The 17,975-nt window shown below is 60.4% G+C and carries 13 protein-coding genes; 12 read left to right on the top strand and 1 reads right to left on the bottom strand.

Annotated elements, in window-relative coordinates; all coding sequences use genetic code 11:
- Positions 1–12: 12 nt before the first annotated feature.
- Positions 13–1,137: a polysaccharide deacetylase family protein gene (locus J3P76_RS05220; RefSeq protein ID WP_434564142.1), complete on the bottom strand. Its 1,125-nt coding sequence runs from the start codon at positions 1,135–1,137 to the stop codon at positions 13–15.
- Between the two features lie 190 nt (positions 1,138–1,327).
- Here J3P76_RS05220 and yaaA point away from each other — a divergent pair, with 190 nt between their 5' ends.
- The 12 genes from yaaA to J3P76_RS05160 all read left to right on the top strand — a co-directional run bounded on the left by yaaA (position 1,328) and on the right by J3P76_RS05160 (position 17,915).
- Positions 1,328–2,107, top strand: a complete 780-nt coding sequence (yaaA, locus tag J3P76_RS05215; RefSeq protein ID WP_434675905.1) for a peroxide stress protein YaaA — start codon at positions 1,328–1,330, stop codon at positions 2,105–2,107.
- A gap of 808 nt (positions 2,108–2,915) precedes the next feature.
- On the top strand, positions 2,916–4,232 hold the full coding sequence (locus tag J3P76_RS05210) for a nucleotide sugar dehydrogenase (RefSeq protein WP_434607617.1): 1,317 nt from the start codon (positions 2,916–2,918) through the stop codon (positions 4,230–4,232).
- Positions 4,233–4,332: 100 nt separating this feature from the next.
- Positions 4,333–5,814 (top strand): mannuronan synthase, encoded by a 1,482-nt coding sequence (alg8, locus tag J3P76_RS05205; protein WP_420765390.1) that lies wholly within the window; start codon positions 4,333–4,335, stop codon positions 5,812–5,814.
- 35 nt (positions 5,815–5,849) lie between these two features.
- Complete coding sequence (locus J3P76_RS05200) at positions 5,850–7,019, top strand: PilZ domain-containing protein (RefSeq protein ID WP_434701620.1); 1,170 nt, start codon at positions 5,850–5,852, stop codon at positions 7,017–7,019.
- Positions 7,020–7,034: 15 nt separating this feature from the next.
- The gene (gene algK / locus J3P76_RS05195) at positions 7,035–8,540 is read left to right on the top strand and encodes an alginate biosynthesis TPR repeat lipoprotein AlgK (protein WP_420765392.1); all 1,506 of its coding nucleotides are present in this window, start codon (positions 7,035–7,037) and stop codon (positions 8,538–8,540) included.
- A gap of 5 nt (positions 8,541–8,545) precedes the next feature.
- A complete protein-coding gene (locus J3P76_RS05190; protein WP_434564143.1) occupies positions 8,546–10,030 on the top strand; it encodes an alginate export family protein in 1,485 nt (494 codons plus the stop codon).
- Positions 10,031–10,056: 26 nt separating this feature from the next.
- Entirely contained in the window at positions 10,057–11,649 is a 1,593-nt protein-coding gene (gene algG / locus J3P76_RS05185) for a mannuronan 5-epimerase AlgG (protein WP_420765393.1), read from the top strand.
- 12 nt (positions 11,650–11,661) lie between these two features.
- Entirely contained in the window at positions 11,662–13,113 is a 1,452-nt protein-coding gene (locus tag J3P76_RS05180) for an alginate O-acetyltransferase (protein WP_434675904.1), read from the top strand.
- A 23-nt stretch (positions 13,114–13,136) separates the two neighbouring features.
- Positions 13,137–14,261, top strand: a complete 1,125-nt coding sequence (locus J3P76_RS05175; protein ID WP_420765417.1) for a mannuronate-specific alginate lyase — start codon at positions 13,137–13,139, stop codon at positions 14,259–14,261.
- A gap of 221 nt (positions 14,262–14,482) precedes the next feature.
- Entirely contained in the window at positions 14,483–16,048 is a 1,566-nt protein-coding gene (locus J3P76_RS05170) for an MBOAT family O-acyltransferase (RefSeq protein ID WP_420765395.1), read from the top strand.
- 11 nt (positions 16,049–16,059) lie between these two features.
- Complete coding sequence (locus tag J3P76_RS05165) at positions 16,060–17,235, top strand: alginate O-acetyltransferase (RefSeq protein ID WP_434560489.1); 1,176 nt, start codon at positions 16,060–16,062, stop codon at positions 17,233–17,235.
- Positions 17,236–17,249: 14 nt separating this feature from the next.
- Positions 17,250–17,915, top strand: a complete 666-nt coding sequence (locus tag J3P76_RS05160; RefSeq protein ID WP_420765397.1) for an alginate O-acetyltransferase AlgF — start codon at positions 17,250–17,252, stop codon at positions 17,913–17,915.
- Positions 17,916–17,975: the final 60 nt, after the last annotated feature.

The following is a 17,975-nucleotide window of genomic DNA, read 5'->3' as shown; positions in this document are numbered from 1 at the left end:
CTTTCCCATCTTTCAGCGAAACGCGTCCTGACATTCCTCCCAGCCGATCCCGCTCTGCGCCGTTTGCGCTACGAGCCAGGGCAGTGCGATTTTCACCGCATCCTGCTTGGCGTTGAAGTTGATCACGCCATGGCGCCACAACAGCATCAAGGTCAGCGCCCGCTGGGCACTCTGTTCGGGCTTGAGGCGGTTGGTGCTGTCCTGAGGATCGATATCCCACAGCGCCACTTGCAGGCCCTGTGCCTGGAAGAATGATTGCGCATCGCCCCGGCGTTGGCCTTGGGGCGGGCGGAACAGCGGCACGAAATTCTCCGGCAGCTTGCCCTTGACCAGGTCGACACTGCGCCGCACCGAGTCTTGCCAATCCTGCCAATAGCTGTGAGAGCGAAACTCCCAGCCCTGCACACCGACGCATTGTCTGGAATAGAGGCTCTGCAGATCATTGACCGAGCGATCCGCCAGCCGCGCCTGGATATCCTTGCCGAGTACGAAGAACGTACCGTTCATGTTCGATTTTCGCAGGTATTCGGTCAGCCACGGGGTGTTATCCGGCGCGATATTGGCCCCGCTGTCGAAGGTCAGCAAGAACAGCCGGTCGTTCATCTGTTCGCCGTTGCGCTCGTAATCGCCGAAACGCTCGATTTCACTGCTGACCTGGGGAAACAGCGCCGCCTTGCGCAACAACTCGTCCCGATAGTGGGTGTGGAAGGTCCGGCTCGGCTCGGCCCACTTGATGTAGTAGGAATTATCATCGAGTTGGAACCTGCCCGCTTCTTCTCGCAGGGTCGCCATGTTTTCCACCAGATAGCAGAAGGAGGCATCCAATTCACAGCTTCGCTGGGCAAAGTTGTAACTCGATAGCAGACGCTGCCACAGCCGTGTGCGCAGCGCGTCGACCGCCGCCATATTGACCGAGCGCAGCCCAAGGTACTGCTTGAGCGCCACTTCATCCATGGCATCGACGTCCAGCAATACCCGGGCGAACATCAGGATCTCGGCGCGCGAGGCAACATCGAACAGCGTCGGATTGGTGAGTTGCTCAGGCCAGGTGCTGCGGTCCAAGGTGGCGACGTCGTTGGGTGCGGCGATCGCAGCGAAACTCAACAACCAGGCCGACAATAGAAGGGCGATACGCAAAGGGGATGTCTCCATAACGAAACCCGCGCGGCATGATAGCTGATCCTTCTTGGAGAACCTGCCTTTGTGGCGAGGGAGCTTGCTTGCTCGCCACAAAGGCACCACCACCATCCATCCCCTATCACCCCAATAGCTGGAGTCCACCCGGACAACCCCCTAGAATCGCCGCACCCTCAAAGGAGACGTCTGCATGCTGATGGTGATTTCCCCCGCCAAGACCCTCGATTTCGAAACACCGCCGGCCATCGAGCGCTTCACCCTGCCGCAATACCTTGACCACTCCCAGGAGCTGGTCGAGCAACTACGCGAACTTTCGCCGGCCCAGATCAGCGAACTGATGCACGTTTCCGATAAGATCGGCGGCCTCAACGCAGCACGGTTCGGCAGTTGGAACCCGGCGTTCACCCCCGCCAACGCCAAACAGGCATTGCTGGCCTTCAAAGGCGACGTCTATACCGGCCTCGATGCGCAAAGCCTCGGTGACGCCGATTTCGATTTCGCCCAACAGCACCTGCGCATGCTGTCCGGTTTATATGGCCTGCTGCGCCCCCTGGACCTGATGCAACCTTATCGCTTGGAGATGGGCACGAAACTGGCCAATGCCCGGGGCAAGGATCTTTACGCCTTCTGGGGCACCCGCATCAGCGAATGGTTGAACGAAGCCTTGGCCGAACAGGGTGACGACGTGTTGTTGAACCTGGCCTCCAATGAATACTTCTCGGCGGTTAAACGCAGTGCCCTGAAGGCACGGGTGATCGATACCGAATTCAAGGACCTCAAGAACGGCCAGTACAAGATCATCAGCTTCTACGCGAAAAAAGCCCGGGGCCTGATGAGCCGATTTGTCATCGAACAACGCATTAATAATCCCACTGCACTAAGGGAGTTTGATGTGCAGGGTTATCGCTACAACCCCGAACAATCCACCCCGGAAAAACTGGTCTTCTTGCGCGACCACGCCCCGCAATAACGCAATACCTCTTTCAGGCCCCGATAAGGGGCCTCGATCACTTCGCTAGATGTCATCCCGATTCCCCTCCCTACTTGCCACTTTCTTGGCGCCAATAAAACAAACACACACCGCGCTAACTTTTCTTTCACTCGACAAATGTCAGATTTTTCCGTAGTGGCACGGAATTTTTTCATCAGTAGTGGCACAAAACTATCTACCCCCCTCAACTCCCCGAAACTAAAGGCTAAAAACGCGAGTGCTATCACTATGAGGGCAGTGCCATCTAGGCAGATATTTCGAAAAATTTCGAAAATGGCGATGAGCGGATCGGAACTATGTCAAAACGCACGGCTCATACCACCCGTAACGATTCTCGCCGAGGATGTACGAGATAACTTACGTGGCACGTCGTCCGGAGTAACAGAGTTGTAACGACAACTTAGCGAAACGGTCGTCTAATTGGATCCACCCTGAAGGACGGGAGATAATGCACCATTAGTATCCCCTACAAGGCCAAGGCTGCGCCCCTATTAACGTGCTCCCCCGAGCACACAAGCTTCTGATTTTGTGGGCTTTTTGCCAGGAGTCTGAAGTGAAGGATCTTTTGCACCGACGTCCCGCCAACGAGGACTGGCTGCATAACAGGGCAGGTCATAACAACTAGGCCGCTTTGCGCACAACTTGAGTGCAATTATTTAGACACTCGGAACTTTGTATGCCTGCACACGGCACTGTGGCGCCTGCATTCCACACTTCCGAGTGCACGATGACCGCTGAACACTATTAACTCCGGCCATTTAATGGCGTGAAAACAGAGGTAAATGCGATGCGCATTAGCATATTTGGTTTGGGTTACGTCGGTGCAGTATGTGCCGGTTGCCTGTCTGCACGGGGCCATGACGTAGTTGGCGTAGATGTCGCCAAAGACAAAATCGACATGATCAACGCGGGTAAATCCCCGATCGTTGAACCGGGTCTTGGCGAGCTGTTGGCGCAAGGCATTCAAACAGGTCGGTTGCGTGGTACTACCAACTTCGCCGAAGCAATTCGTGATACCGATCTGTCGATGATTTGCGTCGGCACGCCAAGTAAGAAGAATGGCGACCTGGAACTGAACTACATCGAAGCAGTGTGCCGTGAAATCGGTTTTGTACTGCGCGAGAAAACCACCCGCCATACCATCGTGGTCCGCAGTACCGTACTGCCAGGCACCGTGGCCAACGTCGTTATCCCGATCCTCGAAGATTGCTCCGGCAAGAAAGCCGGCGTTGATTTCGGCGTTGCGGTCAACCCTGAGTTCCTGCGCGAAAGCACCGCGATCAAGGATTACGACCAGCCGCCAATGACCGTCATCGGCGAGTTCGACAAAGCCTCGGGCGACGTCCTGCAATCGCTGTACGAAGAACTCGATGCGCCGATCATCCGCAAGGACATCGCCGTCGCCGAGATGATCAAGTACACCTGCAACGTGTGGCACGCCACCAAGGTCACCTTCGCCAACGAGATCGGCAACATCGCCAAGGCTGTCGGCGTCGATGGCCGTGAAGTAATGGACGTGGTCTGCCAGGACAAGGCCCTGAACCTGTCCCAGTACTACATGCGCCCAGGCTTCGCCTTCGGCGGCTCGTGCCTGCCCAAGGACGTGCGCGCCCTGACCTACCGTGCAGGCTCCCTGGACGTGGAAGCACCGCTGCTGAACTCGCTGATGCGCAGCAACGAATCCCAGGTTCAGAACGCATTCAACATCGTATCCAGCCATGACAAGCGCAAAGTCGCCCTGCTGGGCCTGAGCTTCAAGGCCGGCACCGATGACCTGCGTGAGAGCCCGCTGGTAGAGCTGGCGGAAATGCTGATCGGCAAGGGCTACGACCTGCGCATCTACGACAGCAACGTCGAATACGCCCGTGTCCACGGTGCGAACAAGGATTACATCGAGTCGAAGATCCCTCACGTCTCGTCCTTGCTCAACTCCGACTTCGACGCGGTGATCGACAGCTCCGACATCATCATCCTCGGCAACCGCGACGAGAAGTTCCGCGCGCTGACCGAGAACGTACCGGAAGGCAAGCAGGTCATCGACCTGGTTGGGTTCATGTCCAAGGCCACCTCTGCGAATGGCCGGACCGAAGGCATCTGCTGGTAAGTCTGTTAGCCGGCCGGGGCTCGCCCCGGCCGGCCTTTCGCCTGCCTTAACCCATCGGGCCGCCCCCAGGGCCCGCCCGAGATAGAGACGGATGCAGATTATGCACAGGCTAAAGCACGGCCTGCTTCAGGCCGCCGGTTGGCTGTTTTACTTGAGTTTACTGATGGGCATCGCCACGGCGTTGCCCACGTCCACGTTCGACGCCGAATCCAAGGACTTCATCTTCCTGATCGGCGCCGTGGGCATTTGGCGTTACTCCATGGGAGCAACGCATTTCGTGCGCGGCATGATCTTCCTGTACATCGTCTACCCACACCTGCGCCGCAAGGTTCGCAAGTTGGGCAAGGCGGCGGACCCGTCCCATGTGTACCTGATGGTGACCAGCTTTCGCATCGATGCGCTGACCACCGCCCAGGTCTATGGCTCGGTAATTCGCGAAGCCATCGAGTGCGGGCTGCCCACCACCGTGGTCTGCTCCATCGTGGAAATGTCCGACGAGTTGCTGGTCAAGAGCCTCTGGGCCCGCATGAACCCGCCCGAGCACGTCAAGCTGGACTTCGTGCGCATCCCTGGCACCGGCAAGCGTGACGGCCTGGCCTACGGCTTTCGCGCCATCTCCCGCCACCTGCCGGACGATCGCGCGGTGGTCGCGGTGATCGATGGCGACACCGTCCTCGCCGAGGGCGTGGTGCGCAAGACCGTGCCGTGGTTCCAACTGTTCGGCAATGTCGGCGGCCTGACCACCAACGAATATTGCGAAGTACGCGGCGGCTACATCATGAGCGAGTGGCACAAGCTGCGTTTCGCCCAGCGTCACATCAACATGTGCTCCATGGCCCTGTCCAAGCGCGTGTTGACCATGACCGGACGCATGTCCGTATTCCGCGCGACCGTGGTCACCAACCCGGACTTCATCGCCGACGTGGAAAGCGACTCGCTGCAACACTGGCGCCTGGGCCGCTTCAAGTTCCTCACCGGCGATGACAAATCGAGTTGGTTCAGCCTGATGCGCCTGGGCTACGACACGTTCTACGTGCCAGACGCGGCCATCAACACGGTTGAGCATCCGCCGGAAAAAAGCTTCATCAAGGCGAGTCGCAAGTTGATGTTCCGTTGGTACGGCAACAACCTGCGGCAGAACTCCCGGGCCCTGGGCCTGGGTCTGCGGCGTCTGGGCCTGTTCACGTCGGTGGTGCTGTTCGACCAGCGCGTCTCGATGTGGACTTCGCTGCTGGGCTTGACCGTGGCGATCATCGCCAGCATCAAGTACGGCACCGCGTTCATCCTGGTGTACCTGCTGTGGATCGGCATCACGCGGCTGCTACTGACCCTGTTGCTGTCGTGCTCCGGACACCGGATCGGCCCGGCCTACCCGGCGATTCTCTATTACAACCAGATCGTCGGCGCGATGGTGAAGATCTATGTGTTCTTCCGCCTCGATCAACAGTCCTGGACCCGCCAGCCCACCCACCTGACCCGTGATCTCGCCAGCTTTCAACGTTGGTTCAACACCTGGTCGTCTCGGACCATGACCTTCTCCGCCGGCAGCATCTTTGTCGCCGTGCTGCTGACGATGGTCTGACCGAACTTGCCTGAATTAACTAGGAAATCGCCCCTATGAACACCGCCGTGAATGTCAACGTAGTGCATGAATCCGAAGCCCAACGCCAACACGCCCGGGTCAAAATCCCGGCCAAGTTGCGCTTCTTCGGCCCAGACCGTACGCCCATGGAAGTCAAGGTCCTGGACCTGTCGGCCGGTGGGCTGTGCTTCAACGCCGGCCAGATGCCGCTCAAGGTTGGCGAGACGTACAAGGCCCGCCTGCAGTTCGTGATCGACAACCTTGGCCTGGCCATGGATGTGGAGCTGCAAATCCGTTCCCACGACCGCCAGACCGGCCGCACCGGTTGCCAGTTCCAGAACCTGGAGCCGCGTGACATCTCGACACTGCGCCATATCATCACCTCGCACCTGGGCGGCGACATCGTGGGCGTCGGCGACGTGCTGGCGACGTTGCAACGCGACAACTTCACCAAGGCCCGCAAACAGAAAGATGACAACGGTGGCATGAGCGCCTTCGGCCGCCTGCGCGCCGTGACCTTCAGCCTGGGCATCTTCATTGTCGGCCTGGCGGCGTTCGGTTTCATCTTCAAGTCGGTATACGGCATGTACTTCGTCAGCCACGCCCAGGCCGGCATCGTCAACGTACCGGGCATGGCCATCACCATGCCGCGCGACGGCACCGTGCAGAGCCTGGTCAAGGCCGACGGCCTGGCCGCCAAAGGCGCTCCGCTGGCGACTTTCAGCACCAGCATGCTGGACGTACTCAAGGGTCACCTGGACGACAACCAGCTGCAGCCGGCCAAGGTTGAAGAGCTGTTCGGCAAGCAAATGACCGGCACCCTCACCTCGCCATGCGACTGCATCGTGGCCCAGCAACTGGTTTCCAACGGCCAGTACGCCAGCAAGGGCGACGTGATCTTCCAACTGGTTCCACGTGGCGCCGAAGCCAACGTTGAAGCGCGTTTCTCCTATCGCCAGTTCGGCGACGTGCGCCCAGGTACACCGGTCAGCTTCCAGGTGGCCGGCGAAGACACCACCCGTACCGGCAAGATCGTCAGCAGCACCAGCCTGAAAAGCGCCGACCTGTCTTCCGATATCCGCGTGCTGATCCAGCCCGACGAAGCCCTCGACAGCGCGCTGGCCGGCCGTCCCGTGGAAGTCGTCAGCGATCGTGGCCCAAGCCTGAACTGGCTGATCGACAAAGCCATGGCCGTTGGTCTTTAAGTCGAGGATATGCCCGTGATCACTCCACAAAACAACAATGCGCCGCGTTCCCTGTGGGAGCGAGCTTGCTCGCGATGGGATCGACGCGGTCTGTCTGAGACTCCGAGCAGCCTGCATCGCGAGCAGGCTCGCTCCCACACAGGCTATGCGTTGTGTGCCCTGGCACTGGCCGTCAGCCTGGCCGGTTGCGCCGGCCTGCCCGACCAGCGTCTGGCCAACGAAGCCCTCAAGCGCGGCGACACGGCGTTGGCGCAGCAGAACTATCAGCAACTGGCAGACCTGGGCTACAGCGAGGCCCAGGTGGGCCTGGCCGATATCCAGGTGGACAGCCGCGACCCCGAGCAGATGAGAAAGGCCGAGGCGACCTACCGCGCCGCCGCCGATATCTCGCCGCGCGCCCAGGCTCGCCTGGGTCGCCTGCTGGTGGCCAAGCCCGGATCCACCGAGGCTGAAAGACACGAAGCCGAAGGCCTGTTGAAAAAAGCCTTCGCCAACGGTGAAGGCAATACCTTGATCCCGCTGGCGATGCTGTACCTGCAATACCCCCACAGCTTCCCGAACGTCAACGCCCAGCAGCAGATCAGCCAATGGCGCAGCGCCGGCTACCCGGAAGCCGGCCTGGCGCAGATCCTGCTCTACCGCACCCAGGGCACGTACGACCAGCACCTGGACGAAGTGGAAAAGGTCTGCAAGGCCGCCCTGGCGACCACCGATATCTGCTACGTCGAATTGGCCACGGTCTACCAGAAACGCGGCCAGCCGGAACAACAGGCCGAGCTGATCAAGCAGATGCAAGCCGGTCACGCCCGCGGTGTGGTCTCGGCCCAGCGTGTAGACAGCGTCGCCCGCGTCCTGGCCGATCAGAGCCTGGGCAAGACCGACGAGAAAACCGCCCAGTCGTTGCTCGAAGGCATCGCCCCCGGCTACCCCGCTTCCTGGGTCAGCCTGGCGCAGCTGCTTTACGATTTCCCCGAGTTGGGTGACGTCGACAAGATGATGCAGTACCTGGAAAACGGCCGCGCCGCCGACCAGCCGCGCGCCGAGCTGTTGCTGGGCAAGCTGTATTACGAAGGCAAGTGGGTGCCCGCCGACGCCAAGGTCGCCGAGGCGCACTTCCAGAAAGCCGTGGGCCGTGAAGTGGCGGCCGATTATTACCTCGGCCAGATCTATCGCCGTGGTTATCTGGGCCAGGTGTACTCGCAAAAGGCTCTGGACCACCTGCTCAAGGCCGCCCGCAACGGCCAGAACAGCGCCGATTACGCCATTGCCCAGCTGTTCTCCCAAGGCAAGGGCACCAAGCCCAACCCGGTCAACGCTTACGTGTTCAGCCAGTTGGCCAAGGCACAAAACACCCCGCAGGCCACCGAGCTTGCCCAGACCCTCGAAGCACAATTACCGCCGGAACAACTTGCACAAGCGCAACGCCTGCTACAACAAGAGCAGGCCATTCGCGGCGCCATGAGCCCCGATACGCTTGAACTGCAAGCCCTAAAAGAAGATGACGGCGAGGAACCTCTATGAAGCTTTTGAAGCTCAACCCTTTTGTACAGGCTGGTATTGGCCTGTCGTTTGCCCTGCTGTGGTCCTGCCCGACCCTGGCGGCGCTGACCGAAAGCAAGAATTTCGGCCTGGAAGTGAAGATCACCGGCCAGTCCGAAGATGACCGCGACCTCGGCACCCAGAGCGGTGGCGACGTCAACGGTATCGGCCTGGACCTGCGCCCTTGGATCTATGGCGAAAGCGGTAACTGGAGCGGCTACGCCATGGCCCAGGCCGTGACATCCACCGACATCATTGAGACCGACACGCTGCAGCAGTCGGATGACGCGACCCAGCAAACCGACAGCGGTGATCGCGAAGCCAAAAAAAGCTACCTGGCAATGCGCGAATTCTGGATTGGCTACAGCGGCCTCACGCCTTATCCGGGCGAACTGTTGAAGTTCGGTCGCCAGCGCCTGCGCAACGACGACGGGCAATGGCGCGACACCAACATCGAGGCCCTGAACTGGACCTTCGACACCACCCTGCTGCGCGCCAACCTGGGCGTGGCCGAGCGTTTTAGCGAATACCGCACCGACCTCAAGGAACTGTCGCCCCAGGACGAGGATCGCCTGCACGTCTACGGTGACGTGGCGTACCAATGGATGCCAGGCCAATGGGCCGGGATCCGCGCGCACCACACCCATGACAACGGCAGCCTGGACTACCCGACCCCGGGCGAAGCCACCGACACCCTGGACAAGACCCAGAATGGTGACCTGACCTGGCTCGGCCTGGAAGCCAACAGCGATGCCTACAACTGGCGCAACACCAACACCGTCAATTACTGGGCAAGCATCACCGGCATGACCGGCGACCGCGACACCGTCAACCCGCTCGACGCCGACGGCACCCGCCCCGCGCAGCTCAAGCGCAGCGACGACGTTGACGGCTGGGCCACCGACCTGGGTATCCGCCTGCGTCTGGATCCGCAATGGCAAGTCGGTGCGGCCTACGCCCGCGCCAGCGAGGACTACGAGCAGAACGGCCTGCAGAGTAACCGCTCGAACTTCACCGGCACCCGCTCGCGCGTCCACCGTTTCGGCGAGGCCTTCCGTGGCGAAATGGCCAACACCCAGAGCGCCAGCCTGTTCGGCTCCTGGCAACTGCGCGACGAATACGACGCCAGCCTCGTGTACCACAAGTTCTGGCGCGTGGACGGCAACAAGGCGGTGGGCAGCAACGGCATCAATGCCGTGCAAAACAACACCGACGACGTGACCGGCGCCATCTTGTCCACCTCGACCCTGCCGCTGCGCGACGGCGAGAAGGACCTGGGCCAGGAAGTCGATCTGGTGGTCACCAAGTACTTCAAGCAAGGCCTGTTGCCGGCTGCGCTGAGTCAATCCATAGATGAGCCGTCGGCGCTGGTGCGCTTGCGTGGCGGCGTGTTCAAGCCAGGCGACGCCTACGGCAAAGAGGTCGATTCGTACATGCATCGTGCCTTTGTCGACGTGATCTGGCGCTTCTGATGCGAACGGCCATGGGAGTGCCCGATATGAACCGCTACCTCAGGAACAGCCAGGCGATGAAGGGTTCGATCAGCCTGTTGGCCGCAGCGATGCTGCTGGCCGGCTCATCGGCGTTCGCCAACGTTGAACCGGCGGTCAAGCCGGGCAACGTGGTCAAGGAGCTGCAACGAGCCAAGACCTACACCGTCAGCAGCGCGCCGACCGCGCCGCTGGAACTGGCCGCGCCAACCCTGCCCGACCTCAAGGGTTATACCGCCGAAGCGGTCGCGGCGAAGATCGTGCGCAGCAAGCCCGGCAAAGTCAGCGTGCGCCGGATGATGCAGGAAAACGCCTTGAAGGACTTCATCGGCGGCGACAACAAGATGGCCGAGTGGGTGGTGCGTCAGCACGGCATCCCGCAGGCCATCTTCATCGACGACGGTTACATGAACCTCAAGGACCTGGTCAAGAAAGTGCCCAAGCAGTACCTCAAGGAAACGTCGCCAGGGGTGTTCCTGGCGCGGATCCCGATTGTCGTGGGCGAAAAAGGCATCCTGGAAATCGACAAGCAGACCCAGGAACTGCGCCTGTCCCAGGAGGGCGGCTCGTTCCTGGTCAACGATGGGCACATGTTCATCCGCGACACCAAGGTCACCGGCTGGCGCGAAAAGGACAACGGCCCCGCCACGTTCCGTTCGCCCAACGAGTTCCGTCCGTTCCTGCTGTCCTGGGGTGGTACCGAGACCTACATCGTCAATACCAAGATGGCCAGCTTCGGCTACGCCAACAGTAAGTCGTACGGCGTGAGTATTTCCCAGTACACGCCGAACATGGCCAAGGTCCTCAAGCGCCCGGAACCGACCGGCTGGATCATCGGTTCCGAGTTCTCGGACATGTGGTACGGCTTCTACTGCTACGAAACGGAAGACTTTGTGATCAAGGGCAACACCTACAAAGACAACATCGTCTACGGCATCGACCCCCACGACCGTTCCCATCGGCTGATCATTGCCGACAACACCGTTTACGGAACCAAGAAGAAGCACGGGATCATTATTTCCCGTGAGGTCAATGACAGCTTCATCTTCAACAACCGCAGCTACGACAACAAGCTCTCGGGCGTGGTGATCGACCGCAACAGTGTGAACAACGTGATCGCCTACAACGAGATCTACAAGAACCACACCGACGGCATCACGCTTTATGAGAGTGGTGACAACCTGTTGTGGGGCAACAAGGTGATCAGCAACCAGCGCCACGGCATCCGGATTCGTAACAGCGTAAACATCCGACTGTACGAAAACCTGTCCATGGCCAATGGCCTGACCGGTCTGTATGGCCACATCAAAGACCTGTCCGACACCGACCGGGACATCAAGCTCGACCCGTTCGACACCGAGGTGTCGCTGATCGTGGTCGGCGGCGAACTGGCCGGCAACGGCAGCGGCCCGCTGTCCATCGACTCGCCTTTGAGCGTCGAGCTGTACCGCGTGTCCATGCTCGCGCCGACCAAATCCAGCGGCATCAGCTTCACGGGGATCCTGGGCGAACGCCAGGACGAAATCCTCGACCTGCTGGTGCGCCAGCAAAAAGCCGTGCTGATCGACCCTGTTGAAAGCCAGACCGAATTGCGGGACTGAGGAATGACCTTTATGAACCCACACATGATCAAACTTCTGGGCCTGTCCGCCCTGACCGCCGGCATTCTCGCCGCCGCAAGCGGCGCGCGCGCCGATGAAGTCAAAGCACCGACCTTTACCGCCGAACCTTGCTGCAACCTGTGCCCGGCTGCCCATGACGCGAAAAACTACACCACGCGCTACCAGCAGAACTTCACCACGCTGGTCCAGGCCCAGGGCGATTGGCTGTTCCGTACCCAGGAAGACCTGCGCACGGAGTTCAACACCACGCCGGCCGGCTACAAGCGCATGCAGCAGTTGCACGATGCGTTCAAGAAAAAAGGCGTAGAACTGGTGCTTGTCTACCAGCCGACCCGGGGCCTGGTGAACCGCAACAAGCTCAACCCGCAGGAAAAGGCCGCCTTCGACTACGAGAAGGCGCTGACCAACTACAAAACCATGCTCGGCCGTTTCGCCCAGATGGGTTACGTGGTGCCGGACCTGTCGCCGCTGACCAACGAAAACCTGCCCGAAACCCTGCCGGCCCATGATTTCTACTTCCGTGGCGACCAGCACTGGACCCCGTACGGCGCCCAGCGCACGGCGAAGATCGTGGCCGAGAAGGTCAAGCAGATCCCGGCATTCGCCGACATTCCCAAGCGTGAATTCGAGACCAAGAAGTCCGGCCGCATGGGCAAGACCGGCACCCTGCACAACATGGCCGGGCAACTGTGTGGCACCAGCTATGCGATCCAGTACATGGACCAGTTCACCACCGAGCCCAAGGGCGAGGCGGGCGATGGCGACCTGTTCGGCGATGCGGGCGACCCGCAAATCACGCTGGTGGGCACCAGTCACAGCGGCAAGAACTACAACTTCGCCGGGTTCCTGCAAGAAGCCATCGGCGCCGACATCCTCAACGTAGCCTTCCCGGGCGGCGGTTTCGAGGGTGCGATGATCCAGTACCTGGGCAGCGAAGAGTTCCAGAAGAACCCACCGAAGATCCTCATCTGGGAATTCTCGCCGCTGTATCGCCTGGACCAGGAAACCATCTACCGCCAGATGATGGCGCTGCTGGACAACAACGGTTGCGAAGGCAAGCCGGCATTGATGAGCAGCAAAGCCAAGCTCAAGCCGGGCAAGAACGAATTGATGGTCAACAGCAAGAATATGGACCTGCGTAACGGCAGTCACCAGATCGACATCCGCTTCGCCGACACCTCGGTGAAAACCTTGCAAGCCACCCTCTGGTACATGAATGGGCGCCACGAGGACATCAAGATCGAAAAACCGAACACCTCCGAAACCGACGGACGTTTCGCCTTCCAATTGCGCACCGACGAAGACTGGGCCTCGCAGAACCTGCTGGCTGTCGAAGTCCAGGGACCCGAAGCCGGTAAAGAACCACTGCAAATCGAAGCGAAAGTCTGCAAACGCAATGCATCTCCGCAAGCCGAGCAACAAACGGCTCAAATCGGACAATGAGGTCTCGTCTCATGACCAGAACCATGCGCACCCGAACGTTGAAAACGCTGTTGGCTCCGTCCCTGCTGACCTTGGCGATGTTCGCCGGGGCCACGCAGGCCGCGGCGCCACTGCGCCCGCCACAGGGCTACTTCGCACCGATTGAAAAGGTCAAGGAAGGCGACGGCGGCAAGGGCTGCGAGGCAGTGCCGACGCCATACACGGGCTCGCTGCAGTTTCGCAGCAAATACGAGGGCTCCGACAAAGCTCGCGCAACGCTGAACCTGCAATCGGAAAAAGCCTTCCGCGACAGCACCGCCGACATCACCAGGATCGAGCGCGGCGTGAGCAAACAAGTCATGCAGTTCATGCGCGACGGTCGTCCCGAGCAGCTTGAATGCACGCTGAACTGGCTGACCGCCTGGGCCAAGGCCGATGCGCTGATGTCCAAGGACTTCAACCACACCGGCAAGTCCATGCGCAAATGGGCCTTGGGCAGCATGGCTTCGGCCTATGTGCGCCTGAAGTTCTCCGAGTCGCGCCCGCTGGCGAACCATCAAGAACAGGCGCAACTGATCGAAGCCTGGTTCAGCAAGATGGCCGACCAGGTGGTCAGCGATTGGGACAACCTGCCGCTGGAGAAAATCAACAACCATTCGTACTGGGCCGCCTGGTCGGTCATGGCCACGTCCGTGGCGACCAACCGTCGCGACCTGTTCGACTGGGCCGTCAAGGAATACAAGGTCGGCGCCAACCAGGTTGATGCCGAGGGCTATCTGCCCAACGAACTCAAGCGCAAGCAACGCGCCCTGTCCTACCACAACTACGCCCTGCCACCGCTGGCGATGATCGCCAGCTTCGCCCAGGTCAACGGCGTGGACCTGCGCCAGGAAAACAACGGTGCCCTCAAGCGACTGGGTGAACGAGTGCTCGCCGGGGTGAAAGACCCGGACATCTTCGAAGAGAAAAACGGCGAAGAACAGGACATGAAGGATCTGAAGATCGATTCGAAATTCGCCTGGCTCGAACCGTTCTGCAGCCTCTACACCTGCTCCGAGGACGTGCTGGAACGCAAGCACGAAATGCAACCGTTCAAGACCTTCCGCCTCGGCGGGGACTTGACCCGGGTGTATGACCCTTCGCGGGAGAAAGGCGAGAAAGGAAGCTGACACTGGTCTCCCTGCCTGAAAGGGAACCCTGTGGGAGCGAGCTTGCTCGCGATGACGGCGGCACATGCGACTGCGATGCAAGCTGAACCACTGCTATCGCGAGCAAGCTCGCTCCCACAAGGGAAAGTGGTCTGTTTCAAATGCAATAACCCCCCGGTTTTCATGGGGGGGTTTGGGGGGGCTCTGGCCCTTGACTGTTGATTCAACAAGGAGAGATCGGGATGGTATTTTCATCCAATGTGTTCCTGTTCCTGTTCCTGCCGATCTTTCTCGGCTTGTACTACCTGAGCGGGCAACGCTATCGCAACCTGCTGCTGCTCATCGCCAGCTATGTGTTCTATGCCTGGTGGCGCGTGGACTTCCTGGCCCTTTTCGCCGGTGTCACCCTGTGGAACTACTGGATCGGCCTGAAAGTCGGTGCCGCCGGCGTGCGCACCAAGCCGGCCCAGCGCTGGCTGCTGCTCGGCGTGGGCGTGGACTTGGCCATCCTGGGCTACTTCAAGTACGCCAACTTCGGCGTGGACAGCCTCAACGCGATCATCACCAGCTTCGGGCTCAACCCGTTCATCCTGACCCACGTGCTGCTGCCGATCGGCATCTCGTTCTACATTTTCGAGTCCATCAGCTACATCATCGACGTGTATCGCGGTGATACGCCGGCCACGCGCAACCTGATCGACTTCGCGGCATTCGTGGCGATCTTCCCGCACTTGATCGCAGGCCCCGTGCTGCGTTTCCGTGACCTGGCCGATCAGTTCAACAACCGCACCCATACGCTGGACAAATTCTCCGAAGGCTGCACGCGCTTCATGCAGGGCTTCATCAAGAAAGTCTTCATCGCCGATACCCTGGCGGTGGTGGCGGACCACTGCTTCGCTCTGCAGAACCCGACCACGGGCGATGCCTGGCTTGGCGCCCTGGCGTACACGGCGCAGCTGTACTTCGACTTCTCCGGCTACAGTGACATGGCCATCGGCCTGGGCCTGATGATGGGTTTCCGCTTCATGGAAAACTTCAAGCAGCCCTACATCAGCCAATCGATTACCGAGTTCTGGCGTCGCTGGCACATCAGCCTGTCGACCTGGCTGCGCGATTACCTCTACATCACCCTGGGCGGGAACCGCAAAGGCACGCTGATGACCTATCGCAACCTGTTCCTGACCATGCTGCTCGGTGGTCTGTGGCACGGCGCGAACATCACCTACGTGATCTGGGGCGCGTGGCACGGGATCTGGCTGGCGATCGAAAAAGCCGTGGGCATCGACACCAACCCGCGCAGCATCAACCCGATCCGCTGGGCACTGACGTTCCTGCTGGTGGTGATGGGCTGGGTGATCTTCCGCGCCGAGAACCTGCACGTCGCCGGCCGCATGTACGGCGCGATGTTCAGCTTCAACGACTGGTCGCTGTCGGAACTGACCCGCGCCAACCTCACCGGTTTGCAGATCGCCACGCTGGCGGTGGCCTACATCACCCTCGCCTTCTTCGGCCTGCGGGACTTCTACACCAACCGTCCGCCGGTCAAGGCCAAGCCTGAGGTGAGCGCCGAAGCCAATGGTCCGGCCACCGCGCAACCGGGGCTGATCAAAGCCGTACCCGGCGACAACCCGTCGACCATCCATGAACCCGGCTACACCGTGGGCGTCGAAGCCCAGGTGCAACCGGCCTACTGGACCGTGGACTGGTCACGCTATGTGATGCGCGCCCTGGTACTGCTGTTGTTCATCGCCTCGATTCTCAAACTGTCGGCGCAAAGCTTCTCGCCGTTCCTTTACTTCCAGTTCTGAGGGATCCGGACATGACCCGCTCATTACGCATCTTCTACGTCGCGCTGTTTATGTTGATCCTGACGGCGCTGGGTATCTGGTCGATGCGCAGCTTCCTAGGCTTCAGCACCAACCCCGATGCGACCGTGCTCAACGGTCGCTGGGCCAAGGCCGTGGAAACGCATTACGACGATGAATTCCCGATCAAGCGCCTGGGCACCAACATCTGGGCCGCGCTGGACTACAAACTGTTCAACGAAGGCCGCAAGGGCGTGGTCCTGGGCCGCGACCAGTGGCTGTTCAGCGACGAAGAGTTCAACCCGATCGTCAACGAAGAGCAGAACCTGCAAGGCAACTACGCGCTGATCGAAGGCGTGCGCCAGAAGCTCAAGGAACAAGGCATCACCCTGGTCATGGCGATCGTGCCCGCCAAGGCGCGGCTGTATCCCGAGCACCTGGGTGAAGTGAAGCCGTCGAGCATCCACGCCAACCTGTACCAGGACTTCCACGCCCGCGTGGCGACGGACAAGATCCTCGCTCCTGATCTGCTCGGCCCGCTGCAACAGGCCAAGCAGAGCGGCCAGCAGGTGTTCCTGCGCACCGACACTCACTGGACGCCGGAAGGCGCGCAAATTGCCGCGGAACATCTGGCCAAAGCCATTGCCGAACGCACACCACTGAATGGCGAACCACAGCGTTTTGTCACCGAGCCTGCGGAGAAGATCATCCACAAGGGCGACCTGCGTCAGTTCCTGCCGCTCGATCCCCTGTTCGAAAACCTGATGCCGGCCCAGGAGCCGCTAGTCAAGCGCAACACCCGCGAAGCCGACGACCAGCCGGCCAGCGATGACGCGTTGTTCGCCGATGCCCAGGTGCCCGTGGCCCTGATCGGCACCAGCTACAGCGCCAACCCCAACTGGAACTTCGTCGGTGCTCTCAAGCAAGCGCTGCACAGCGACGTCGTCAACTACGCCGAAGACGGCCATGGCCCGATTCTGCCGATGCTCAGCTACCTCAAGAGCGACGCCTTCAAGAACAGCCCGCCACAGGTGCTGATCTGGGAGTTTCCTGAACGTTATCTGCCCGTGAACAACGAGATCGGCGACGCCGATCCGCAATGGGTCGCCGAACTCAAGCAAGCCGGCACCCGCCAACAGAACGTAGCTGCTAACACACAATCCGAGACGCCCGACCGGGCGCAAAACTGAAAGAGAGGTCCATCATGACTTTCAACACTACTCCTCGTCGTCTCGCTGCTCGCTCCTTCAAGGCCGTTGCCCTGGTCGCCAGCATGAGCGCCCTTTCCTTCTCAGCCTTCGCCGGTGACTCGGCCCTGTATGGCCCTGTCGCGCCGAAAGGCTCGAGCTTCGTGCGGGTCTACAACGCCAGCAACGCCGAAGTCAGCGCCACCGTCGGCAGCACTAACATCAGCGACGTCGCCCCCTTGGCCAGCAGTGACTTCAGCTTCATGCCTGGCGGCGACTACAGCGCCAAGGTAGGCAGCCAGACCGTACCGGTTAAACTGGCCTCCGATCACTATTACACCCTGGTCAACAACGCCAGCGGCCAGCCACAACTGATCGAAGAACCACCGTTCAAGAACAAGCAGAAATCCCTGGTCCGCGTACAGAACCTCAGCGACAAGAAGCTGACCCTCAAGACCGCCGACGGCAAGACCGACGTGGTTAAGGAGGTAGCGGCCAAGGGCCGTGGCGAACGTGAAATCAACCCGGTGAAAGTGTCCCTGGCTCTGTACGAAGGCGACAAGAAAGTCGGCGATGTGAAGCCAGTAGCCCTTGAGCGCGGCGAAGCGGCCGTACTGTACGTGACTGGTTCTGGCAGCAGCCTGTCGCCGGTCTGGGTCAAGCGCCCGGTGTCCACCCGCTGATGAGTTTTTCTGACTGACGCTTCACCTGTGGGAACGAGCAAGCTCGCTCCCACAGGACAC

The organism is Pseudomonas sp. D1-36, from assembly GCF_051132205.1.
GTDB lineage: Bacteria > Pseudomonadota > Gammaproteobacteria > Pseudomonadales > Pseudomonadaceae > Aquipseudomonas.
Note: the sequence above shows the minus strand (reverse complement) of the source record. Positions and strands in the feature narration are given on the sequence as shown.